We start from the raw sequence: 23,128 nt of genomic DNA, 5'->3' as shown, positions 1-23,128 counted from the left end.
ACGGTGCGGGAGCCAGCGGGCGGAGCTGTCGCCGGATGGTGCGGATCTGTCGGATATCGGACGTCGGACGGCGTGGGCGCCCTCCGCTCCGGAGCCGTCCCTCAGAGTGGCAGACCGGCCGAGCAGCACTGCTCGGGCGCCTCGGCCTCGGCGGGGGAAGGGGGTGCGGAAGCGGTCGCTCGCAGGGCCCTCCGCATCGCCGAGACGGACCGGAACCCCGCTCGCCGGGCGACCTGTGCCGCTGACATCCCGCTCTGCTGCCGGTTGTGCATGAGCGAGGCGGCGATCTCCGCCCGGAACTGCCGCAGCACCTGGCTGGGAGTCGTGCCGTAGCGGGCGAAGAGCCGCTGGACCGAGCGCTCGCTCATGCTCAGGGCGGAGGCCAGCTTCTCGCTCGTGAAGGAAGGGTCCCGGAGGTGCGCGAGGATGAGCGCGTGCGCCCTTTCCATCTGGTCGATCTGGGAGGTGCCGCCCGGCACCGTCGTCGTGTTCTCGAGGAGCACCGTCACGACGAGCCCCAGCAGCACGCGCTCCATCGTGTGCGGGTCCGAACGCCGCGTGCGCGCGTCGCCGGAGGCGCGGACGGTGGCGGAGACGAACGCCTTCGTCGCGGCGAGCAGCCGCGTGTCACCCGGTGTCAGCGGGGATTCGACGCTGAGCCCCAGTCCGCTGAGCACGTCCGTGGGGACCCAGATCGCCGCCCAGAGGGAGTCCCCGCCGCCCACCCAGAGGGTCGCCGTGTGCTCGGTGGTGAGGACCGCGGCGCTGCGGGAGTCCGACCCCATCGGGTCCGCGACGGGGAGCCGCGAGGTCACCGAGATCGTCCCCCGCAGCGGGAGGAGGAGGACCGTGAGAGCCTGTTCTGCGCCCTCGGGCGCCCTCCAGCTCCACGTCCCCCGGTCCAGCCGGTGCATGCTCAGCGTGACCTGTCTGAAGGTCTGGATCCGCTGCACCGGGAACAGCCGTCCGGGTGAGTGGAAGTGACGGCTCACGCCGCCGGCCCGCGAATGCGGTTGCATGGGTTCTCTCCTTGGGCAGACTCCTGACTGCGATCAGCTCGGAACCTAGGGAGACGGCGATTGTGCGGCAAACGGAGCAGATGAGGTTTCCGGAGCCTCAGGTCGCGCGTCCGCAGGCAGTGCGAGAGGGCCGCCGGAGGTGCGTACGAGGGGTCGCCGGAAGGCGTGTCCGCGCCTTCGTATACCCTCATGACCGTGAGCGATGAACAGCGGAGGCGACGGCGTCTCTCCCGGCGAGCCCCGGACGGTGCGGTCGTCGCGGCACTCGCCTACACCGGTCTCTGCTCGGCCTTCATGTTCACGCTCGTCGTGCCGCTGCAGGCCAATCTGCCGCTGCTGCTCGACGCGCCGCGTGAGGACACTGCGTGGGTCGTGACCAGCACTCTCCTCGTCTCCGCGGTGGCCACGCCCATCTCCGGCAGGCTCGGCGACATGTACGGGAAGAAGCGCGTGGTCCTCGCGCTCATCGCCGCCCTCGTCGTCGGCTCCGTGGTGGCGGCCCTGTCCTCCGGCCTCCTCGGGGTGGTCACAGGGCGTGCGCTCCAGGGAGCGGCGATGGGTGTGATCCCGCTGGGCATCGCCATCATGCGCGATGTGCTGCGTCCGGAAAGACTGGGCTCCGCCGTGGCGCTCATGAGCGCCACGATGGGCGTGGGCGGCGCCGCCGGGATGCCGCTCGCAGCCTTCGTCGCACAGAACGCGGACTGGCACGCCCTCTTCTGGATGTCGGCCGGCCTGGGCGTCCTCGGCATCGCCGCGGTGGGCCTCATCGTTCCCAGCGACACGCTCCGCACCCCAGGAAGGCTCGACGTGCTGGGTGCGTTCGGGCTTGCGGCGGGCCTCACCGGCATCATGCTCTTCATCTCGCGCGGCGCGGACTGGGGCTGGTCCTCACCCGCCGCGCTCGCCTCGGTCGCAGGCGGCGTGCTCATCCTCCTGCTCTGGTCCTTCTACCAGCTGCGTGTCACGGACCCCCTGGTCGATCTGCGGATCGCCGCACGGCCGGCGGTCCTGTTCACCAACCTCGCGGCGATCGGCATGGGCTTCGCCATGTTCGCCTCCAACGTGACCTTCCCGCAGCTGCTCGAGCTGCCGGAGGGGACCGGCGTGGGGTTCGGCCTCACGATGATCCAGGCCGCCCTCTGCATCATGCCCGCCGGTCTCATCATGATGCTGCTGGCTCCGCTGTCCGGCTGGCTCGAACGGGTCTTCGGCCCGCGGCTGCTGTTCACGGTGGGCACGGTCTCCGTGGTCGTCGCCTACGTCTTCGTGCTGCTCTGGTCCAGCGAGGTGTGGCACATCGTGGCGGCCAACGCGACGATCGGCGTGGGCATCGCCTTCTCCTTCGCCGCCATGCCGATGATCATCATGCGCGCGGTCCCCGCCAACCGCACGGGCGTCTCCAACGGCCTCAACGCGCTCTTCCGCTCGATCGGTTCCTCCAGCGCGTCCGCCGTGATGGGCGGGGTGCTGGCGGCGATGAGCCGTACGGTCGACGGCGTCCCGCACCCCACCGCGGAGGCGTTCACGGTGTGCTTCTGGATCGCCATCTCCGCCGCCGTGGCCGCGACGGTCCTGTCGATCGCGATCCCCCGCGGGCCCTCGCCGGAGGAGCGCTCCGCGGTCCGGTGAGACCCGGCCGCCTGCCGCACGGCTGTGTGGGTCCCGCCTCCGGTGTGGGCCTCGCCTCCGGTGTGGGTTCCGCCCTCGGTGAGGCCGCCGCGCTCCGATGGGCCGGGACGCTCAGCCCGTTCCCACCAGCTGCAGCATGAGGCTCGTCGCCGTGGCGATGACGATGCTGCCGAAGAAGAAGCTGAGCAGGCTCTGCCCCAGCACCGCTCCGCGCATCCTCCGGGTCCGCACATCCGAATCGGAGGTGGCGAATGAGACCCCCACCGTGAACGCGAAGTAGGCGAAGCCCACATAGGTGGGGGACTCGTCCGTGTGGAAGTCGATGGGCGGCGGGGCCCCGCCGCCCGCAGCGTCTCTACCGCCTCCGCCGCCTGCGTCGTCCTCGAAGTAGAGCGCGGCGTACCGGAGCATGTACATCAGCTGGATGAGGACCTACGCCCCCAGGACGGAGGCGAGGCCCAGGCCGGCGCCCAGCACCCGCCCCACGGGATCGGAGTCCGCGGCGAGCAGCATGACGCCCATGCCCGCGACCGAGGCCACCGCGGCTCCCACGTGGAGCGCCTCCCGGACGGAGCGGCGAGGGTCCTCCCGCTGCGCGTGGCGCCGGGTCTGCTCCGGGGACAGCCCGCGCACGGAGAACCAGACCCAGACCGTGTGGACGCCGACGAACACCACCCAGCCGATGAGCGCACTCGTGAGCAGCGACGGGAGGGCGAGCTCGGCCTCGGCGGCGGCCATGCACAGCACGCTCACCAGTGCTGCGGCCAGTCCGCAGGCACAGGCACCGGCGAACCGGTTCCGATCCCGGAGCCAGAAGAGGCGGGGCTGATGGGTCATGCACAGATCTTCGCAGAACGAGGCCCCCTCCGCTCGCGGCGGAGGGGGCCTCGGGCGAAGGCAGCCCGGCAGGCGACTGCCTCTGCCGGTCGCAGCAGGGGCCGGCGCCTCAGACCCCTCTCAGGGCAGGAGGCACACCGCGGCGCTGTCCTCGGCGACGCGGAAGGTGAAGGTCTCCTGCAGGTACAGGTTCACGGAGTTCGCGTCGTGCGAGTCGTAGCCGATCGAGAGGTCCTGGCCCAGGTGCAGCTCGTAGTCGCCGCCGCGCGCGGAGATGACCACGGCGCCGTCGATCGCCGGTGCGAAGACGACCTCGCCGTCCTGGAGGATCCGCTGGATGTGGGCGGAGACCGGATTGCCCTCGTCCGCCGCCTCCGCGAGCTGCGTGTAGAGCTCGGCGGAGAGCACCAGATGGTACGGGCCGCCGATGCCGTCGAGGCGCAGGGTGGTGATGGCCTCTGCGACGGCGGAGGGGAGGTCCGTGATGGCGCCGGGCAGCTGGATGGGCTTGTGCGGGCTGTCCGCGATGACCCCCTGGAACCCGATCCCGTCGCGGGTGCCGGAGAAGGCGGCGCCGTCCTCGGCCTTGGCCATGAGCTTGGCGGCGTCCTTGGCGGCGTCCCAGTCCGGGTTGGGGTTGCCGCGGGTCACGGAGTCGGCCTCGTCGCGGCTGACGGTGAAGGGCACGCGCAGCTCCACGACGGGCAGCGAGGTGCGGGCGAGGCCGCGGACCTCGGCCACACCGGTCTGCGCCGGACGGCTCCTGCCGGTCGTGAGTGCGGAGAAGTCGTAGCCGCGGGGCTCCGGCATGTCGAAGATCCGGCGTCCGGCGATGTGCTTCTTGAAGGTCTCCGCGACCTCGCCTTCGAGATCTGACCAGGCGGCGTCGGAGAGGGGGGCGAGTTCGCGGTGCAGGTTGTTGGCAGTCACAGTGCATGCTCCTTAGGTGTGTTCTTGAGGCTTCCGATGCCGAGGCTGCCGCTGCGGGCGGCTCGGGGGAGGGTGGTGGGAGGGGAGTCCGGTGCCGGGTCCTCTTCCGGGGACCGCCCGCGGGGCCGCATCGCCGGTGCGTCCTGCGGCGGACCGGTCTGCTCCGGCGCACCCTGCGGTCGCTCCGCCGGCGGCAGGTCCGTGAACCCCTCCAGCAGCGCCACCGGCGGGACGAAGAACTGCGAGCCGGTGACGGCGGTGGAGAAGTCGAGGATCCGGTCGTGGTTGCCCGGCGGCTTCCCGACGAACATGTTCTCCAGCATCTCCTCGGTGTCCGCCGGATCGCCGGAGTAGCCGATGAAGTAGGTGCCGAACTCCTGCGAGCCGAGCGAGCCGAAGGGCATGTTCAGCCGGAAGATCTCACGCGGAGTGCCGTCCGGACGGTCGTCGAGGTCGTTGAGGGCCACGTGGGAGTTCGTCGGCTTCACGGCGTCGTCGAGCTCCACGTCGTCGGCCTTGGTGCGGCCCATCGCCCGTTCCTGCTCCTCGGTGGGCAGCGCGTTCCACGCCTCCATGTCGTGCGTGTACTTCTGCACGTGGACGTGGCTGCCGCCGGCGTAGGGCGCCTGCGCGGGATCCGGTGACTCCGGGATCCGCACCGCGGTCTCCGCATCCTCGTCCTCGGGATTCTCCGTGCCGTCCACGAAGCCCAGCAGGTCGCGGAGGTCGAAGTACCGGAAGCCGTGCACCTCGTCCTCGACCCGGACGGCGTCGCCCAGTGCGTCCAGGGCGAGCCTGGCGAACTCGAAGCAGAGGTCCATCCGATCTGCCCGCAGGTGCAGGAGCAGATCGCCGGGAGTGGAGGGTGCGGTGTGCACGGCACCCCTGACCTCAGGGAACGGGTGGAGGCCGGCGGGTCTGGGTGCGGAGGTGAGTCGGCCCCAGGCCTCGGCCCCGATCCCGACGACGGTGATGAGCTGTGACTCCGGCGAGCGGAAGCCCACGCTGCGGGTGAGGCCGGGGACTCCCGTGAGCACCTCGCGCACCCGCTCCTCGCCGCCGGGGGCGAGGGTGAGGACGAGGAACAGCGAGGCAGGAGGCGGGGGTGTCACGATCTTCTGGGTTGCCACCTGGGTCCTCCTTCTTTTGAGTGATTCCAGTCTAGGCAGTGGTCCGGGGCTGCGCCAGGGAGGGCAGGCGGCTCTCAGTGTGGATAGCCTTGGTGAGCCTCGGGCGGGCCCTCGTGCTGCTCCCCTCGCGTGCCCGCCGGCAGGTTCGCGTCCTCGCACTGCCCGCCGGGAGTGAGGGTCTGCAGCCGGCGCCGCCGGCCCAGCCAGGTGAGCGCGGCGATCACGAGTGCGAGCAGCACGATCGGCACGAGCATGAAGGGGCCGCCCGTTCCCGCCGACCGGTCGAAGCCCGCGTCCATCTCCCCGGCCGCTGCTGCGAGCACGAGGAGGAAGAGGTTGTTGGCGGTGTGCACCGCGATCCCGGCCTCCACGCCGCCGGTGAGGTGGGCGAGGAGCGAGAGGCCCACGCCGAAGGCGAAGTAGTAGGCGATGAGCCAGGGATCCGCCGCGAAGTGGGCGGCGGAGAAGAGTGCCGCGCTCACCAGGGTCCCGACGGCGAGTGCGGCGGTGCGGCCGGGTGCCCAGGCGCCCGCGGCGCGCTGGACGACGCCGCGGAACATGTACTCCTCCGCGGCCGCCTGCAGGGGCGTGGTGAGGACGATGATCACGAGGTAGGCCAGCGCCTTCCCCGTGAGGCTCAGATCCTGGTAGGCCGGGTCGAGCAGGCTCGAGGCCGCGAAGAGGAGGTAGACGGGCCCGGCGAGGGCCGCGGCGATCCAGAACCAGCGGAACCGGAACCCCGGACGCAGGGAATGGAGCCAGGGCACGCGCAGACCGCAGATGAAGCGGTGGGCCAGCAGCGCCACCCCGGCCGCGGCAGTGAGCGAGAGGTTGGTCGCCAGGAGCATGAGCGGGGTCATGGCGACGGCGCCCGGGGCGGCGGGCGCCGTGCCCGTGCGTGCGGTCGCCGCGAACATGTCGATGAGCACGGCGACGAGGGAGAACACGGTGGAGAGCACGAGCACCGCCACGACGACGAGCACGATGCTCACGAGGCCCTTCCACCAGCGCGCGTGCGGAGTGCGATAGCTCGAGGACCAGGGCAGTCCGGGGGGAGGCGTGAGGCGGTCCGCCGGCGGGCGGGCTGCGAACGGTCCGGGTGGGCTCGGCTGCGCAGCCGAGCCGTGCGGCGGGTGAGGACTGTGCGGAGGAGGAGCCGGGGGTGGGTCCGGTGGCAGAGTGCTCATGCTCCTCACCCTATGCGTCCCGGCCGGCCCATGGGTTCGTCCGGGCCGCTCATGCAGGCCCGCTGCTCCTGGTCACCCCCGCCTCGGCGCCGCACTATCGTCTGCTCGACGCCGTCCAGGAACATCGTGAGTCCGAAGGCGAAGTCCTCCTCCCAGCCGGCATCGAACGTGTCGTCCGCCAGCTGGGTCAGGGCGGGGAACCTGCCCGAGGCCATCGCGGCGGTGAAGAACGGGACCTGGTGCTGCCAGAACTCCTCATCCGTCATCCCGCTCTCCTCCGCGGCACCCTGCCACAGGACCTCCTGCCGCACGAGGCCCATGACGTAGGCGTCCACTGCGGAGAGGACCCCCATCTTCTCCCGGTCGCTGAGCGGCAGCCCGTGCAGGCCGGAGAGGCGGAGGTCCATGGCGGCCATGCTGTTGGGGCCCATGACGGGGCGCGTCCAGCTGGCCTGGAGCACCCAGGGGTGGCGGAGGAACATGCGGCGGGTGCTGCGGGCCGCGGCCTCGAGGGCGCTGCGCCAGCCGCGGTGGACGGCCTCGGAGTCCTCCGCCGCAGGGGCGCTGACGGAGTCCAGCATGAGGTTGAGCAGCTCGGTCTTGGAGGGCACGTAGCGGTACAGGGACATCGTGCCGACCCCGAGCTCCCGGGCCAGTGTGCGCATGGAGAGCCCGTCGAGCCCGCCCTCGTCCGCGAGTGCCACGGCGGCGTCCACGATCTGCGGCAGGGAGAGCCGGGGGCGGGGGCCCTTCTCCGGCGCCGGCAGGCCGTGCCACAGCAGCCGCAGGCTGGGGGCCAGGGGGTTCTCCTCGTTCACGTCCGCTCCTGTGGGAGAAGTGCTTGCCTACTGCGGACACCGTACGCTACCTTTACTGCGTGCGGTGTACCAAGAAGGTGGACGGGTGCGCCGCACGGGACCGCACACAGAACGAGAGGGCACCTCATGAGCGCGCGCAGCGCCTCCGGCACGGAACTGGCCGTGGAGACGCACGGACTGGTCAAACGATTCAAGGAGAACATCGCCGTGGACGGGGTGGACCTCGCGATCCCCCGCGGCGGCATCTACGGCGTCCTGGGGCCCAACGGGGCCGGCAAGACCACGGTGATACGCATGCTCGCCACGCTGCTCCGCCCGGACGGGGGCGAGGCGCGGGTGCTGGGACGCGACGTGTTCGCGCAACCCGCCGCGATCCGTGAGCGGATAGCGCTGACCGGCCAGTTCGCCTCACTGGACGAGGACCTCACCGGGATCGAGAACCTCGTGCTGCTCGGCCGGCTGCTGGGATTCTCCGCGGCCGCTGCACGGCGGCGCGGGGCGGACCTGCTGGAGGCGTTCGACCTCGGCGACGCGGCGGGCAGGCAGGTGAAGAAGTATTCGGGCGGCATGCGGCGGCGGCTGGACATCGCGGGCTCGCTGCTCGTCACCCCGGAGCTGATCTTCCTCGACGAGCCGACGACCGGTGTCGACCCCCGCAGCCGGAACCAGGTGTGGGACATCATCCGGACGCTGGTGGACGGCGGCACCACGGTGCTGCTCACCACCCAGTACCTGGAGGAGGCCGATCAGCTCGCCGATCGCCTCGCCGTGATCGACCACGGGCGGGTGATCGCGGAGGGCACCCCCGGCAGGCTCAAGGCGCAGGTGGGATCCGGGGCGCTCAAGGTGCGCGTCGTGGAACCCGCGGACCGTGAGCGGGCCGCGGCGATCATGGGCTCCGCCCTGGGCGCGGAACCGGTGCGCGAGGCCGACGAGGCCGCGCTGACGGCGCGCCTGGCCGAGGGGCAGACCGCCGGGCCGGTGCTGAGCGCGCTGGAGGACGCGGGGATCGGGGTCGAGACCTTCGCACTGGGTCAGCCCAGTCTCGACGAGGTCTTCCTCGCCCTCACTGGGCGGCCCGTTGAGCCGGAGGAGAGCGAGGAACCCGGGGCGCGCACGGAGCCTGCGGCACACGCCGAGGAGGCCACCGCCTCGGGCGCGGCCTCCCCTGCGGCCGCACACGAGAACGGAGGAGAGGGACGATGACCGCACAGACCAGCCGGGAGACCGCAGCGCCCGCCGAGATCCGCGGAGTGCTGCTGCGGCCCGAGGACCGGCCGAGCCCCTCGAATCCCCTCAGCGCCTCGCTGACCTACGGGTGGAGGGCGTTGCTCAAGATCAAGCACATCCCGGAGCAGCTCTTCGACGTCACCGTCTTCCCGATCATGATGACGGTGATGATGACCTACGTCTTCGGCGGCTCCATCGGCTCGGCTGTGTCCGGTGCGCAGGCGGGCGGCGACGCCGTGGGCGCCTACGTGCAGTGGCTGATCCCCGGGGTCTTCGCGCAGACCCTCGTGATGATCACGATGTACACCGGGCTCACGCTCAACCGCGACATCTCCAAGGGCATCTTCGACCGCTTCCGCTCGCTGCCGGTGTGGCGGCCCGCACAGCTGGTGGGCGCACTGCTGGGGGATCAGGTGCGGTTCACCCTCGCCGGCGTGATCATCCTCGTGGTCGGGTTCATCATGGGTTTCCGGCCGGAGGGCGGTCTCACCGGTGTGCTGGCGGCGTTCGTCCTGCTGCTTGTGTTCAGCTTCTGCCTGTCCTGGGTGTGGACCGCGGTGGCGCTGCTCATGCGCACCGAGCAGGCGGCGATGGGCGTGTCGATGTTCATCCTCATGCCGCTCACGTTCGTCTCGAACATCTTCGCGCCCACGGAGACGATGCCCGGTCCCATCCGCGCGTTCGCGGAGTTCAACCCGGTCTCCACGGTGGTGGGCTGCATCCGCGAGCTCATGGCCGGCACGTTCGACCTGGGCTCGATCACGATGGTCCTCGTGTACTGCGCGGTGCTCGTCGTGGTCTTCGGGCCGATCTCGATGGTGATCTACAACCGCAAGAGCTGAGAGCTGAGAGCTGAGAGCTGAGAGCTGAGGCCGGGCCCTCCCGCGCGGGAGGGCCCGGCGTCCGGCGGCAGGCCTCAGCGGCCGCGGACCGGCTCGCGCCGGCTCAGGTGACGGCCCCGCGGACCTTGTGCTGCGGGACGTCCCAGAGCCGGTCGTCGAGGATCTCGCGCAGGGCCTCGACCGTGTCCCAGACGTCGGCGTAGCCGACGTAGAGCGGTGTGAGGCCGAAGCGCAGCACCTCGGGTTCGCGGTAGTCGCCGATGATGCCGCGTGTGATGAGTGCGCTCATCACGGCGAAGCCCTCCGGGTGGGTGATCGAGACCTGCGAACCGCGTGCGGCGTGCTCCCGCGGAGTGACGACCTCGACGGGGTGGTGCGACAGGCGCGCGTCGACGAGCTCGATGAAGAGATCGGAGAGCGCGAGGGACTTCGCCCGCACGTCTGCCATGTCGACGCGGCCGAAGACGTCGAGTCCCACCTCCGCCACGGACATCGAGAGGATGCCCTGGGTGCCGGTGAGGTAGCGGCGGATCCCGTCCGCCGGGGTGTAGCTGGGCTCCATCTCGAAGGGCTGCCGGTGGCCCCACCAGCCGGACAGCGGCTGGGAGAACCGTGTCTGCAGCGCCTCGGAGACCCACACGAACGCGGGGGAGCCGGGGCCGCCGTTGAGGAACTTGTACGTGCAGCCGACCGCCATGTCCGCGCCCGCCCCGGCGAGGTCGACCTCGAGGGCTCCGGCGGAATGGCAGAGGTCCCAGATCGCCAGGGCTCCTCCGGCATGGATCGCCGCCGTCGTCTCCGCCATGTCGAAGAGCCGTCCCGTGCGGTAGTTGACGTGGGTGAGCACGACGACCGCGACCTCGTCGGTGAGCGCGTTCGGGAATCCGGCGGCCACCTCGGCGTCGTCGACGAGACGGACCTCGTAGCCGTCGCCCAGCTGCTCCACCAGCCCCTCGAGCATGTAGATGTCGGAGGGGAAGTTCTCCCGCTGGGTGAGGATGACGCTGCGCTCCGGGGCGTCCGCGGCCTGGATCCGGCAGGCAGCGGACGCGACCTTGAAGAGGTTGATCGAGGTCGTGTCGGTGACGACCGTGGTGCCGGCGCCTCCGCCCACGATCCCTGCGACCTTCTCGCCGAGCTTCGCGGGCAGGTCGAACCAGCCGGCGTCGTTCCACGAGCGGATGAGGCCGGTGCCCCATTCCTCCGCGATGACCTCCTGCGCGCGTTCGGCCGCACCCGTGGGTCGTGCGCCCAGCGAGTTCCCGTCGAGGTAGATCGTCCCCGGAGGCAGGAGGAACTCGTCGCGGAGGCTGCGGAGGGGGTCTGCGTCATCGAGCCGCACACAGGCCGCGCGGTCGAGGACCGGGGCGGGGGATCCGGCGCCGAGGCCGTCGCTGGGGGTCGTCATGGATGAGTCCTTTCGGTGAGGTGGGTGAGTCTGTCTGTGGTGCTGTCACCGGGGCGGGGCCTGGTGCGGGGACGTGTGCCGAGGTGAGGGCGGTGCCGCACCGGCCTCGGCGGTCTGGTCTGCCGTCCTGCCGGCAGACTCCGCCCCTGCTGCGGCCGCGCGGGCGGCGAGGATGCGGGCCACGGCGGGGTAGCGCAGCACCGTGATGAGGACGCCGACGGCCAGCCAGACGGCGAGGGCGATCCACACCACGGGAGTGAAGTCGGCCGTGAGCAGGGCGATCTGGTAGAGGTTGACGGCGGTGCCGATCACCGCCAGCGTCCAGTGCAGCCATGCCGGGATCGTGAACGGCGCGCGGGCCTGCACCTCGGGCATGACGTAGCGCATGCGCAGCGACACCAGGAGGATGGCGATGAGCATGACCTGCACCAGTGCCGAGGCGGCGGTGCCGATGACGGAGATGTCGAGTCCCGCCAGTGCGGGTGCGATGCCGAGCACGAAGAGCGCGGTGAGGATCCAGTGGGGCGTGCCGAAGCGGGCGTTGACCCTCCCGAACGCCGCAGGGAGCCAGCCGTCGTCCGTGGCCGCGACCAGGCCCTTGGAGCCCCAGAGGAGCTGGGCGTTGAGTGTGGAGACGATCGCGACCATCGCCCCGCCGAGGATGAAGAAGACCCACCAGCCGTGGGGCATGATCTCCGCGGCGACGACGGACAGCGGCTGTCCTGAGACCTCGGCGATGGGCAGGACACCCACGGCGGGAATGGAGATGAGGACGTAGAGGAGGCCCACGATGAGGGTGCCGCCGATCATGGCCAGCGGGATGTCGCGTGCGGGGTTCTTCATCTCCCGGCCGAGCTCCGCGACGCCGAAGCTGCCCATGGTGGCGAAGGTGAGCAGTGCGGCCGCGGACAGCAGCTGGGTGAAGCCGTGCGGGAGCGGCTCGGGGTAGGCGTTCCACTCGATGTGGCCGAATCCGGCGATGATGAAGACGGAGAAGCCCAGCAGCATGAGGACCATGAGCCAGACGCCCACGCGTGAGGAGAAAGCCGCTCCCATGAGGTTCGCGACGTAGAAGACGCTGACGATGACCACTGCGACGACGACCGGGTCGAAGAAGTCCGCGAGGGAGTTCAGATAGATCCCGGCGGAGAGCCCGTAGAGGCTGAGCGCGCACTGCTGCATGAGCGCCAGCCACATGTTGAGGAAGCCGAGGCGCGGGTGGACGACCCGCGCGGGCCAGGTGTAGGTCCCGCCCACCGTCGGCAGGGCCGAGGCCATCGAGGCGTAGGGGATCGAGACGAGGATGATCGTGATCACCGCGATGATGTAGGCCCACGGCGTGCCTCCGCCGGTGATGCCGATGGCCACTCCGGTGAGGGAGACGATGCCGCCGCCGATCACCTGGTTGATCGTCACGCCCAGGGCGCCGGGCAGGCCGATCGTGCGTTTGAGCTGGTCCTGGTTGAGGCTGACTGCCACGGGGGCCTCCGGAGTCGTCGTCCCCGGTCGCCGGTTCTGCAGGCCTCTTCCCTGAGGCGTCCGGCGAACGGTCGGGTCTGCCACATCGTGGCAGATGATTCGGATATGTTGGGCTGGGTCCGAAGAAGTGGGGAAATCAGGGAGGAATCTCTGTCATGAATTCGAGCTTGATCGACAATCACCGGCCCGAATCGGCGGATGTCCGATTTGCCGAGGTGGATCTCGCCCTCCTCCGGGAGCTCAGCGCGGACGCACGCATCTCGAACAAGGAGCTCGCCTCGCGGGTGGGACTGGCGCCGTCGACCTGCTCCGGACGTGTGCACGCCCTGCGGAAGCGGGGCGTGCTGCGGGGGTTCCGCGCGGAGATCGACTACGAGATGCTCGGCCTCCACGTCTTCGGGATGATCTCCGTGCGGATGACGCCGGTGGGCCGCTCGCAGCTGGCAGCCGTCATCGAGCGTCTGCTCGGCGTCCCGGAGACCCTCGAGGTCTATCAGATCTCCGGGGACCGCGACCTGCTCGTCCATGTCGCCACCGACCATCCGACGGGGCTGCACCGCTTCATCGAACGGCATCTGTCCGATCCGACGATCGCCCATACGCAGACGAGCCTCGTCTTCGGCCATCACCGCAGCTGAGTTCCGGCCGCCGGACGCGTGCCTCGGGGCAGGGCCGGGTGCTGTGCGTGAGGGCACGGCCGAGGTGCCCTGCGCCGGCGCAGGGCACGGGACCCCTGGTGCGTGAGGGCTCGGGGTGAGACGGTGGGAGCATGGTCTCCCACAGCTCCCACGGCGACAGCCGCAGCACTGACGACAGGACCGGCGACAACCGCCTCGGGGGCGCCACCAGTCCCTATCTGCTCCAGCATGCGGACAATCCCGTGGACTGGCGTCAGTGGGGTCCGGAGGCGTTCGCGGAGGCGGCGGCACGCGATCTGCCGGTGATGGTGAGCATCGGCTACTCCACGTGCCACTGGTGCCACGTCATGGCGGCGGAGTCCTTCGCGGACCCCGTCGTCGCGCAGCGGCTGCGGGAGACCGCGGTGGCGGTGAAGGTGGACAGGGAGGAGCTGCCGGGGGTCGACTCCGCCTTCATGGACGCGCTGCTGGCAATGCGCGGGCAGGGCGGATGGCCGCTCACGGCCTTCGCCACGCCGCAGGGCCGGCCGTTCTTCGCCGGCACCTACTTCCCCGCCGCACCGCGCCAGGGCATGCCGAGCTTCTCACAGGTGCTCGCCGCCGTCTCCCGCACCTGGAACGAGCAGCGCGACCGTGCGGAGGAGATCGCGGCGTCGCTGCAGGAGCGGCTGGGGCGGATGCAGCCCCTCGACGTGGGGCTGCCCGAGCGCACGGCGGGTACGAACGGCGGAGAGGCGGCCGTTCCCGAGGCTCCCCTCCCGGACCCCGACTCCCTCACCGCCGCGGTCGAATCCCTGCTCGCCGCGGAGGACCGCGCGCACGGCGGCTTCGGCACCGCACCCAAGTTCCCGCCGTCCATGAGTCTCCTCCACCTGCTCCGCCACCGTGGGCGCGTGCTCGGGGTGAGCGCAGAGGCAGGGGCGGACGGCTCGGAGAGCAGCGGCGGTGCGGAGGGCAGCGGCGGCTCGGAGAGCAGCGGCGGTGCGGCACGTGCCCGCGGCATCGGCGGCTCAGCCGGACCGGGCACCGCGGAGCGCGGCGTGCAGGCGGACGGCGGTGGCGACGGCGCACTGCTGGACGCGGTGCGGCGGGCGTTCGTCGGGATGGCCTCGGGCGGCATGCGCGATCACGTCGAGGGCGGAATCGCACGGTACAGCGTGGATGCGCGCTGGCACGTCCCCCATTTCGAGAAGATGCTCTACGACAACGCCCTCTACCTGCGGGCGGCGACCGCCTGGCACCGCGCGGAGGCGGCGCTGGACCGGGAGACAGCGCTGGACCGCGACGCGGAGTTCGGCCGGGAAGCTGCGCTGGACCGGGAGACGGAGGAGGACGCGGGCCCCCGCGCGGCTCCGTCCGTGGGTTCGCGGCACACGCGCCTCGCGGCTCGGGAGGTGCGTGACACCGCCGCGTTCCTCCTCTCCGGACTCCGGTTGCCCAGCGGCGCCTTCGCCGCCGCCCTGGACGCGGACTCCCCCGACGACCGCGGTGAGCATTCGGAGGGCGCGTACTACCTGGAGGCGGACCTGCCGGATGCGGAACCGGGCGGTACGGGCGACGCGCACCGTTCGCCGTTCGCCCTGCTGAAGTCCGTGGAAGCCGCGGACCCTGCGCGTGCACACCCGGTGGGGATGCCCGCGATCCGTGAGTGGGCACGGAGCGGCGTCGGTGCGGACGGAGGCCCTGCGCCCTGGGAGACGCCCACGGCCGAGGCGGTGCGCGCCGAGCTCTCCCGCCGTCGTGCCGGACGCCGCCGGCCCGCCCGCGACGAGAAGACGGTGAGCGAGTGGAACGCACTCGCGATCACCGCGCTCGCCGAGGCCGGGGAGGAGTTCGCCGAACCCGCGTGGACGGAGGCTGCGGCGCGCGCGTGCGCGGCGGTGCTGTCCGTGAACAGCGCACCGGCGGCCTCGGAACCGACCGCCGGCGGGACGTCACGCGCGGAATCGGCTGCGAGGGAGGAAGCAGGGCCGGTAGCGGACAGGGAGCCGGTCGAGGGACCCGGGTCCGCGTCCGCGGCGGAGGCGCGTCCTGCCGGAGGCGCACGCCCGGCCGGCGGGACTTCCGCGCCCTCACGGCTGCTCCGCAGCAGCACTCGCGGGACGCGCGGGCCAGGGGCGGCGACGCTCGCGGACGTCGCGGGGATGCTCACCGCGTGCCTCACGGTGGCCGGCCGAGGCGAAGCGCGTGAGGACACGGAGCCCCGAACGGCCGGGGAGAGCGACCGCGCCCGGGCTGCCGCTGCGATCCCGGGGCTGCTGCGGCAGGCGCTGTCGTTCGTGCGGACGGCGCGTTCCGAGGACGGCCGCGTCCGCACCGTGCTGCTCGACTGCGAGAGCGATGGGATCGTGCCGGCCCGCGGCTCGGACCCGCTGGACAGCTCTCAGCCCTCGGGGCGCTCCGCCCTCGTCGAGGCGCTGCGGCTCGCCTCGCAGTGGCTGCGGGATGCCTCCAGCCCCGCAGAGCTCTCCTCCCTCCGCCGTCTGCTGATCTTCTCCGCGCTCCCGGCGATCCAGCAGGCCGCCCGTTCGGTGGGCTGGATGCTGGCGGAGGCGGAGCTGCTCCTCGCGGAGCCGCACCTGACGGAGGAACCGGGGAGGCGCTGAGCAGTGCCCGGCCGCAGCCGCCGGTGTGCGGCGCGGTGTGCGTGCACCCCGGTGTCTCGCGTAGCGTGACCGTATGGCTACTACGACCATCACCACTGACAACCTGCAGTCGACGATCCAGGACAACGACATCGTCATCCTGGACTTCTGGGCGGAGTGGTGCGGTCCCTGCCGCAACTTCGCGCCCGTCTTCGAACAGGCCTCGGACACCCACGAGGACATCGTGTTCGGCAAGATCGACACGGAGGACCAGCAGCAGCTCGCGGGCGCCTTCGGCATCTCCTCCATCCCCACCCTCATGGTCTTCCGCGAGGGCGTGGGCGTGTTCCAGCAGGCGGGGGCGCTCGCCGCGCCGCAGCTGGAGGAGCTCATCACCGGCGTGCGCGGCCTCGACATGGAGGACGTCCACAAGCAGGTCGAGGCACAGAAGCAGAAGCTCGCCGAGGAGCAGGCCGCTGAGCAGTCGGGCGCTGCCGGCGAGCCCGGCCGGACGCCGGGAACCTCTCCCTCAGACCTCTGAGACTGCGCCGCACCTCGGAGGCAGGGCGCATTCATCGCCGGGCGCCGCAGTCCGCAGTCCGCCGCGACCTGTCCGCACCTCGGCCGCGCACCGCAGCCCCGCCGCGTCAGCCGTGGAAGAAGGCCTCCACCGCGTCCCTCAGCGCAGTGAGGTCCGCGATCGCGCACATCTCCCGTGCCGAATGCATCGACCACAGCGCCAGTCCCACGTCCACCGTCGTCATGCCCAGCCGCGTCGCAGTGAGCGGACCGATGGTGGAGCCGCACGGCACCGTGTTGTTCGAGACGAACTCCTGGTACTCCACCCCGGCGGCCTCGCACGCGCGTGCCCACACCGCCGTGCCCACCGCATCGGTCGCGTAGCGCTGCTGCGCGTTGATCTTCAGCAGCGGTCCGCCGCCCAGCCGCGGCCGGACCACAGGGTCGTGATGGCCCGGATAGTTGGGATGCACGGCATGGCCCGCGTCCGAGGACAGGCAGACGGACCCCGCCAGCGCACGCAGGTGCTCCTCACGCGAGGCCCCCAGCGCCAGGGAGATCCGCTCGAGGACGTCTGCGAGGAACGGGCCCGAGGCGCCGGACCGGGTCTCCGAGCCCACCTCCTCGTGGTCGAAGGCGGCCAGCACGGCGATGGAGTCCAGCGTCTGCGGGGACGCGGCCTCGAGCGCGCTGGTGCCCGCCCACACGGAGGAGAGGTTGTCCAGGCGCGGTGAGGCGAGGAACTCGCTGTGCGCGCCGAACAGCGCGGGCGCCTGCACCGGAAAGGTCACGGCCTCCACTGCGGCGACCTCGGAGACCGCGACCTCTGCGGACTCCGCGAGCAGCCGCAGGACGAGGGAGGCCGGCTCCGCGCCGTCCGTGCCCCGACCGTCCTCAGCACCCTCAGTGGTCGCAGTGCCTCCCGCGGCCTCGGCCGGCCCCACCATGTCCGCCAGACCGATCACCGGCTGAGTGTGACGCTGCCGGTCCAGCGTGAGCCCCTCATTGGCCTTGCGGTCCAGATGGATCGCCAGCTGCGGGATGCGGGCGATGGGCCCGGTGCGCGCCAGCACCGTCGAACCGTCGCGCAGCACCAGGCGGCCGGCGAAGCACAGCTCGCGGTCCAGCCAGGAGTTGAGCAGCGGACCGCCGTAGATCTCCACACCGGCCTGCAGCGCGCCCTCGGCGGTGAACTCCGGGCGCGGCCCGAGCTTGAAGGCGGGGGAGTCCGTGTGCGCACCCAGCACGCGGAAGGGCGGGAGCGGAGAGGCCGAGGCCCCGGCGGCCGGAGCGGTCGCCTCCGTGGCCGCGCCGTCCGCGTCCCCGGCCTCGGGCTCATCCCCGGAGCCGGCCCCGGTGGCAGCGCTCGCATCCGCGGGCACGGCGAAGGCGATGACGGCCCCGTCGCGCACGACCACGTAGCGTCCGCCCGGGGCCAGGACCCATGCCTCCTCCTCGCTCAGCTCCTCGAACCCCACCGCGGCCAGCCGCTCCCTCACGGCGTAGGCGGCGTGATACGACGAGGGCGCGGCCATGACGAAGTCGGAGAGTTCGGCCGCATGCGCGGCGGCGGTGGCCGCCGTGGCTGCGGAGTGAGGGGCGCTGCTGTGGCTGCCGGTGCGGGTCTGCGCGGAATGCATGCTCATGGCCTCCAGCCTAAGCCGGGGGCGGCGGTGCGCGCCCGCGTCTGCCGATAGCCTCGAGAGGTGTTCACGTCTCTCATCCGTCTGCTGGGCTGGACCTACCTGCCCATCTCCCTCGTGGCGAAGCTGCCCTTCGCGATGTCCGTCGTCGCCGTCATGACCTCCGTGTCCGCCCTGCGCGGCTCCTACACCGAGGCCGGCACCACCGCAGCCCTGGTGGGGCTGGGCACCGCGGTCTCCGGTCCGCTCATGGGCGCGGCGGCGGACCGGTGGGGCCAGCGCGGCGTGCTCCTGGCCCTGGGCGTCGCCAACTGTGCCGCGCTGCTGGGGCTGGCCTGGGCTCTCGTCGCCGTGGCCCCCTCGGGCGCGATCATGGCGTGCGGCCTGGCGATCGGGCTGACGGCCCCGCAGGCCTCCTCCATGGTCCGGACGCGCTGGCTGCTCGCCATCGATGCCGAGGTGCCCGGGGATCGCCGGTCGAGGGCCACCTCCGCGGTGCTCTCCTACGAGTCGATGATGGATGAGCTCATGTTCGTGTTCGGTCCGGTGATCGTGGGACTGGCCGCCGTGGCCTGGGGCACCGTCTCCCCAGTCGTGGGCGCGGCCGTGCTCACCGCCGGAGGGGTCACGGCCTTCGCCCTGCACCGCTCGGCGGACTACGCGCGGGGCCACAGGACGGGTGGTGCGCGGGGCCACAGGACGGGTGGTGCGCGCGGCCACAGGGCGGGTGGCACACGGGGAGCGGCCTCGGAGGCTCCCCGCTCTGCCGCGGCCGGGGGCTCCGGAGCACACGCCGCTGCCGCGCCCTCCGCCGGGGGCGCTGCGGCACCCGGCGCGCCCGCCGCTGCGCCGGATCCGGTGTCCTCGCTGCTCCGCGCGGCGGTGCTGCTGCCGGTGCTGGGAATGGTGAGCATCGGCCTGTTCTTCGGATTCAGCCTCACGAGCCTCACCGCATTCATGGAGACGCAGGACCGCGCCGATGCCACGGGCATCCTCTACGGCGTCATGGGCGTGGGTTCGGCGGTCTTCGCCCTGGGTGTCGTGGCGCTGCCGGACCGGTTCCGGCTCAGCGTCCGCTGGCTGGTCTTCGCCTCGGTCGCGGTGGCAGGCTGCGTCGTCTACTCACAGGCGCAGACGCTGCCGGTGTTCGTGGGTGCCCTGCTGCTCATGGGGACGGGCGTGGGGCCGAGCCTCGTCACCCTCTTCTCGATCGCGTCCGCCAACGCGCCGCGCGGCCGCATGACCACGGTGATGGCGACCATGACGACCGGTGTGGTCGTGGGACAGTCCGGGGCCTCGGCCGTGGGCGGAGCGGTGCTGGACACGCTGGGGCTGCAGGCCGGTCTGCTGGGCCCGCTGGCGGCGACGCTGCTCCTCCTGGGCGCGGGAATCACCCATCTTTTCACCCCTGACGCCCGGGGGACTCGCAAGCGTGTGTCCTAGGATGTGAGGCGTCCCGCAGCATCCGACGTTCGAGGTCTCCAGTGGAACAGTTCGAATCAGAATGGCATGCCTGGCATGACGAGCGCCTCGCCGCGCTGGCGACGCCCTTCGGGTTCCTGAGCGTCACCGGCCTGCACTGGCTGGAGGAGGGTGCCAACACCTGGGACTCCGCCCCCGGCGTGTTCGAGCGCCGGGGCAGTCTCATCCGCTTCCTCGTGGAGCCCGGCCGGAGTGTGGGACCCACGGCCGCGACGATGGACGCGCAGCGGGAGGCCGCGGAGCGGGAGGCGCGACAGCAGGAGTCGCAGGGCCAGGACGCGCGCCCTGGAGCTGCCGGCGAGCCCGTCGCGGAGTTCGGGCGGGAGGCGGACGGCACACCCTGGATGCGCGTGCTCGCCCCCGGTTGCTCGCACCCCTGGCTGCTGGCCGGCCACACCGTCTTCGAGGTGATCGAGCGCGACGGACGGCTGGGGGTGCGCATCCGCAGCTCCAGATCCGCGCTGCTGCAGAACTTCGTCGAGGTGCCGACCTTCCCGCTCGACGTCGCCTGGACCGTGACCGGCACCTTCACCCCGTTCCCGGAGCCGCGCACGGTGCGCATCGCCACCGCACTGCCCGGGCTCGAGGCCGACGCGGTCACGGTGGGCGAGGTCTCCTTCGAGCTGGGCGGGCACACGCACCGCCTCACCGTCACCGGCAGCCCGCAGACCGGCCTCCGGGCGGACTTCCACGACTACACCAACGGCGAGTCGACCCCGTCCTGGAGGACGCTGAGTCTGGGCGTGCCGGATGCCGCGGGCAAGGTGATCCTCGACTTCAACCGCGCCGTCGTCTACCCGTTCGCGTTCCTGCCCTGGGCCACCTGCCCCGCGCCGGTGCCGGAGAACATCCTGCCGCTGGCGGTGACCGCGGGGGAGCTCAAGCCGCTGCGCACCATCGGGGAGTCGGGCATCAACCATCCCGTGGGCATCATCGACCTCTCCCGCGGATTCGACATGCCGGAGGCGCTCGCCTGGCTGGAGGAGGCCGGGGCGGACGTCATCCGCTTCCGCGTGCACGCGGGGGTCCCGATGCCGGGGCCCATCGCCGCGGACGCCTTCATCGTCGCGGGTGTGACCGGTGCGGACGACCACGCCGGCGAGGAGGTCGTGGCCCAGGTCCGCGAGTTCGCGGAGGACGCACTCGCCGTGGGCACGCCCATGGTGGGGATCGGCAGCTCGGGAGCCGCGCTGCTCCGCAGGGCGGCGCTGACGTGCGACGGCACGGAGACCGCTGCCGGGGCCGGTGGCGTCCACGGTCCGGCGGACGGCGCCGGTGCGAACGGGCGCGGGCGCGGCACCTCTCCGTCCCTCGTGGTGAGTCCGGACCTGGCCGGTGACCGTCTGCTGCGGCCCTATGTGCGCAGGGACGAGGCCACGGGCCTGGGGATCATCGAGGTGGACGTGCTCGCCGAGGCCGCGAACGGCACGAGCGCCCGGTCCCGAGGCGAGCGCGGGTCCGGGGAGCCGGTGCAGGACCGCCGCCGCGTCTGGTTCGAGCTCATCGACCGCTTCGCCCGCCTCGTGCTCACGCGCTGAGGTCTCCGTTCGCGCGCGTGTCTCACTGCGCTTCGCCGGAGGCCGCTTCCGGCGAAGCGCAGTGAGACACGAGCTGAAGGCGAGTCCTCAGCTCACCAGATGGTGACTCGGTTCTCCGGGGCCAGCCACATGCCGTCGCCCGGCTGCACCCCGAACGCCTCCGCGAAGGCGTCCATGTTCTTCACGACCTGGTTGCAGCGGAACTCCTCGGGGGAGTGCGGATCGATCGTGAGCCGCCGCCGGCGCTCCTCCGCGCGCATCGTCGAGCGCCAGGCACGTGCCCACTGGGTGAAGAACGCGCGTGCGTCCTCCTGAGTGACCTCGCGGCCCTGCTGCGCGCGGCGGATGCCCAGCGCCTTCCAGGCGATCGACAGGCCGCCCAGATCGCCGATGTTCTCGCCGATCGTGAGCGCGCCGTTGACGTGCTCGTCGTCTGAGAGGCCGGCGGGCACGAGTGCCTCGTACTGCTCGATGAGGGCGGAGGTGCGCTGCTCGAACCTCTCGCGGTCGGCCTCGGTCCACCAGTTCGTGAGCTTTCCGCGCCCGTCGTAGCGGGAGCCCTGGTCGTCGAAGCCGTGGCCCACCTCATGCCCGATCACGGCGCCGATCGCCCCGAAGTTCTCCGCGTCCGAGGCCTCCGGGTCGAAGAACGGCGGCTGCAGGATGGCGGCGGGGAAGACGATCTCGTTCATGACGGGGTGGTAGTAGGCGTTGACGGTCTGCGGCGTCATGAGCCACTCCGTGCGGTCGATCGGCTGCCCGATCCGGCCCACCTGCCGTGCGTGCTCCGCCGCGACGGAGCGGCGGACGTTGCCCACGAGGTCGTCGGCGCGGATCTCCGCCGGGTACTCGCGCCAGCGGTCCGGGTAGCCCACCTTGGGGGTGAAGAGGGAGAGCTTCTCCAGCGCCCGCTCCTTCGTCTCCTCACCCATCCAGTCGAGGCCGCGGATGGAGGAGTCGTAGGCGGCGATGAGGGCGTCCACGAGTTCGCCGATCGCCTGCTTGGACTCCGGCGGGAACTCCTGCGCCACGTAGATCCGTCCCACGGCCTCGCCGAGCAGCCCCTCCACCAGGCTCACGCCGCGCTTCCACCGCTCCCGCATGGTGGGCGTGCCGGAGAGGGCGCGGCCGTAGAACGCGAAGTTCTCCTCGACGATCTCGTCCGTGAGGTATGGGGCGAACGCGTGCGCCACGTTCAGCATCGCCCAGGCCTGCAGATCCTCGAGCGGCGTCTGCTCCCAGACCTCGCCCAAGCCGGTGAGGAAGCTGGGCTGGGCGACGACGAGGTGGGAGAGCCGCTCCGCATCGATGTCCGTGCCCGTCAGCCAGCCGCGGAGGTCGAACCCGCCGGCGCGTTCGGCGGCCTCGGCGACGGCGAGCGCGTTGTAGGTCTTCTCCGCGTCCCTGCTGGCGACGACGTCCCAGTGGTGTGCGGCGAGCGCGGTCTCGAAGGCGAACACCGCCTCGGCGAGGCTCTCCGCCTCACGCCCGGTGCGGGCGGAGACCCCGGTGAGGGCGAGCAGCCGCGCGGCGTGGGCGAGGAACGCCTCACGGATGGGGGCGTGCGCCTCCTCGCGGTAGTAGGACTCGTCCGGAAGGCTGAGCCCGCCCTGGTGGACGTAGAGGGCGTAGTGCTCCGGATCCGCCGCGTCCGCGGAGACATAGGCCGCGAGGGCGCCGCCCGTGCCCTCCTGCTCCAGGCGGGCGAGCACGGAGACGAGCGCATCGCGGTCGGAGGCGGCCTCGATCGCGGCGAAGGACTCCTCGAGGGGGTCGAGCCCCCGGGCCGCGATCGTGTCCGTGTCCATGAAGGAGGCGAACAGGTCCGCGACCTTGGGGTCCTCGGCGTGCTCGATGATGGTGCGGACCTTCTCCTCCGCGGCGTCGAAGAGACGGCGCATCTCCCCGTCGGCGGAGCGGTCGTCCGGGATCACGTGGGTGTCGATCCAGGCGCCGTTCACGTACCGGTAGAGGTCGTCCTGGGGGCGAGTGCGCTGATCAGCGGTGTCCTGGGCGGAGGCGCCCTGAGCGGGTGAGTCCTGGTGAGTCGTCATGCGCCCACCCTACGGCGCTGTGATCCGCATGACCACGCGGGGCCGATGGGCGCGTGAGGAGGAGATTCCCAGGCGCATCAGGGACAATCGGGAGGGTGCTGCGTCCGGGGACGGGTCGTGCCGGCGGGTCCGCCGGACGTGGCGCGGACAGACGCAC

Annotated in this window: 17 protein-coding genes and 1 pseudogene; 8 read left to right on the top strand and 10 right to left on the bottom strand. The window is 71.7% G+C overall.

Annotated elements, in window-relative coordinates:
• Positions 1–101: 101 nt before the first annotated feature.
• Positions 102–1,019, bottom strand: a complete 918-nt coding sequence (locus ABD240_RS09405; protein WP_291796570.1) for a helix-turn-helix domain-containing protein — start codon at positions 1,017–1,019, stop codon at positions 102–104.
• A gap of 195 nt (positions 1,020–1,214) precedes the next feature.
• Here ABD240_RS09405 and ABD240_RS09400 point away from each other — a divergent pair, with 195 nt between their 5' ends.
• Positions 1,215–2,651 carry an MFS transporter gene (locus tag ABD240_RS09400; protein ID WP_425547007.1) on the top strand — a complete coding sequence of 479 codons (1,437 nt, stop codon included), beginning with the start codon at positions 1,215–1,217 and terminating at the stop codon, positions 2,649–2,651.
• Between the two features lie 111 nt (positions 2,652–2,762).
• Here the strand turns inward: ABD240_RS09400 and ABD240_RS09395 are convergent.
• From ABD240_RS09395 to ABD240_RS09375, 5 genes and pseudogenes are all read right to left on the bottom strand, one after another.
• Positions 2,763–3,389, bottom strand: a pseudogene (locus ABD240_RS09395) (DUF1345 domain-containing protein).
• A gap of 219 nt (positions 3,390–3,608) precedes the next feature.
• Entirely contained in the window at positions 3,609–4,418 is an 810-nt protein-coding gene (locus ABD240_RS09390) for a family 1 encapsulin nanocompartment shell protein (protein ID WP_344336976.1), read from the bottom strand.
• Positions 4,415–5,548 carry a Dyp-type peroxidase gene (locus tag ABD240_RS09385; RefSeq protein WP_344336975.1) on the bottom strand — a complete coding sequence of 378 codons (1,134 nt, stop codon included), beginning with the start codon at positions 5,546–5,548 and terminating at the stop codon, positions 4,415–4,417. The genes ABD240_RS09390 and ABD240_RS09385 overlap by 4 nt, the downstream gene beginning before the upstream one ends.
• Before the next feature lie 74 nt (positions 5,549–5,622).
• Positions 5,623–6,540: a CPBP family intramembrane glutamic endopeptidase gene (locus ABD240_RS09380; RefSeq protein ID WP_291795439.1), complete on the bottom strand. Its 918-nt coding sequence runs from the start codon at positions 6,538–6,540 to the stop codon at positions 5,623–5,625.
• A 200-nt stretch (positions 6,541–6,740) separates the two neighbouring features.
• A complete protein-coding gene (locus tag ABD240_RS09375; RefSeq protein WP_291795438.1) occupies positions 6,741–7,553 on the bottom strand; it encodes a TetR/AcrR family transcriptional regulator in 813 nt (270 codons plus the stop codon).
• A 126-nt stretch (positions 7,554–7,679) separates the two neighbouring features.
• Between ABD240_RS09375 and ABD240_RS09370 the strand changes: the two genes are divergently transcribed.
• Both ABD240_RS09370 and ABD240_RS09365 read left to right on the top strand, forming a co-directional pair.
• Positions 7,680–8,759, top strand: coding sequence for an ATP-binding cassette domain-containing protein (locus tag ABD240_RS09370; RefSeq protein WP_291795436.1), 1,080 nt, complete (start codon positions 7,680–7,682; stop codon positions 8,757–8,759).
• Complete coding sequence (locus ABD240_RS09365) at positions 8,756–9,625, top strand: ABC transporter permease (RefSeq protein WP_291795434.1); 870 nt, start codon at positions 8,756–8,758, stop codon at positions 9,623–9,625. The genes ABD240_RS09370 and ABD240_RS09365 overlap by 4 nt, the downstream gene beginning before the upstream one ends.
• A gap of 103 nt (positions 9,626–9,728) precedes the next feature.
• On the opposite strand, the gene kynU is transcribed toward ABD240_RS09365, so the two are convergent.
• Together kynU and ABD240_RS09355 are read right to left on the bottom strand one after the other, a co-directional pair.
• Complete coding sequence (kynU, locus tag ABD240_RS09360; protein WP_344336974.1) at positions 9,729–11,033, bottom strand: kynureninase; 1,305 nt, start codon at positions 11,031–11,033, stop codon at positions 9,729–9,731.
• 45 nt (positions 11,034–11,078) lie between these two features.
• On the bottom strand, positions 11,079–12,512 hold the full coding sequence (locus ABD240_RS09355) for an APC family permease (protein WP_344336973.1): 1,434 nt from the start codon (positions 12,510–12,512) through the stop codon (positions 11,079–11,081).
• A 155-nt stretch (positions 12,513–12,667) separates the two neighbouring features.
• Here ABD240_RS09355 and ABD240_RS09350 point away from each other — a divergent pair, with 155 nt between their 5' ends.
• The 3 genes from ABD240_RS09350 to trxA all read left to right on the top strand — a co-directional run bounded on the left by ABD240_RS09350 (position 12,668) and on the right by trxA (position 16,276).
• On the top strand, positions 12,668–13,150 hold the full coding sequence (locus ABD240_RS09350; RefSeq protein WP_344336972.1) for an Lrp/AsnC family transcriptional regulator: 483 nt from the start codon (positions 12,668–12,670) through the stop codon (positions 13,148–13,150).
• Between the two features lie 131 nt (positions 13,151–13,281).
• Entirely contained in the window at positions 13,282–15,756 is a 2,475-nt protein-coding gene (locus ABD240_RS09345) for a DUF255 domain-containing protein (RefSeq protein WP_344336971.1), read from the top strand.
• 73 nt (positions 15,757–15,829) lie between these two features.
• Positions 15,830–16,276 carry a thioredoxin gene (gene trxA, locus ABD240_RS09340; protein ID WP_291795418.1) on the top strand — a complete coding sequence of 149 codons (447 nt, stop codon included), beginning with the start codon at positions 15,830–15,832 and terminating at the stop codon, positions 16,274–16,276.
• 106 nt (positions 16,277–16,382) lie between these two features.
• Here the strand turns inward: trxA and ABD240_RS09335 are convergent, their stop codons facing one another.
• Positions 16,383–17,894, bottom strand: coding sequence for a M18 family aminopeptidase (locus ABD240_RS09335; RefSeq protein ID WP_425547009.1), 1,512 nt, complete (start codon positions 17,892–17,894; stop codon positions 16,383–16,385).
• 66 nt (positions 17,895–17,960) lie between these two features.
• On the opposite strand from ABD240_RS09335, the gene ABD240_RS09330 reads away from it, so the two are divergent.
• Complete coding sequence (locus ABD240_RS09330) at positions 17,961–19,340, top strand: MFS transporter (RefSeq protein WP_344336969.1); 1,380 nt, start codon at positions 17,961–17,963, stop codon at positions 19,338–19,340.
• Positions 19,341–19,381: 41 nt separating this feature from the next.
• A complete protein-coding gene (locus ABD240_RS09325; RefSeq protein WP_344336968.1) occupies positions 19,382–20,917 on the top strand; it encodes a DUF1684 domain-containing protein in 1,536 nt (511 codons plus the stop codon).
• A 92-nt stretch (positions 20,918–21,009) separates the two neighbouring features.
• Here the strand turns inward: ABD240_RS09325 and ABD240_RS09320 are convergent, their stop codons facing one another.
• Positions 21,010–22,971: a M13 family metallopeptidase gene (locus ABD240_RS09320; protein WP_344336967.1), complete on the bottom strand. Its 1,962-nt coding sequence runs from the start codon at positions 22,969–22,971 to the stop codon at positions 21,010–21,012.
• Between the last annotated feature and the right edge of the window lie 157 nt (positions 22,972–23,128).

Origin of the sequence: Brevibacterium salitolerans, assembly GCF_039531405.1 — a bacterium.
GTDB classification, from domain to species: domain Bacteria; phylum Actinomycetota; class Actinomycetes; order Actinomycetales; family Brevibacteriaceae; genus Brevibacterium; species Brevibacterium salitolerans.
The sequence above is the reverse complement of the archived record's forward strand: the minus strand, read 5'-3'. Positions and strand labels throughout refer to the sequence as shown.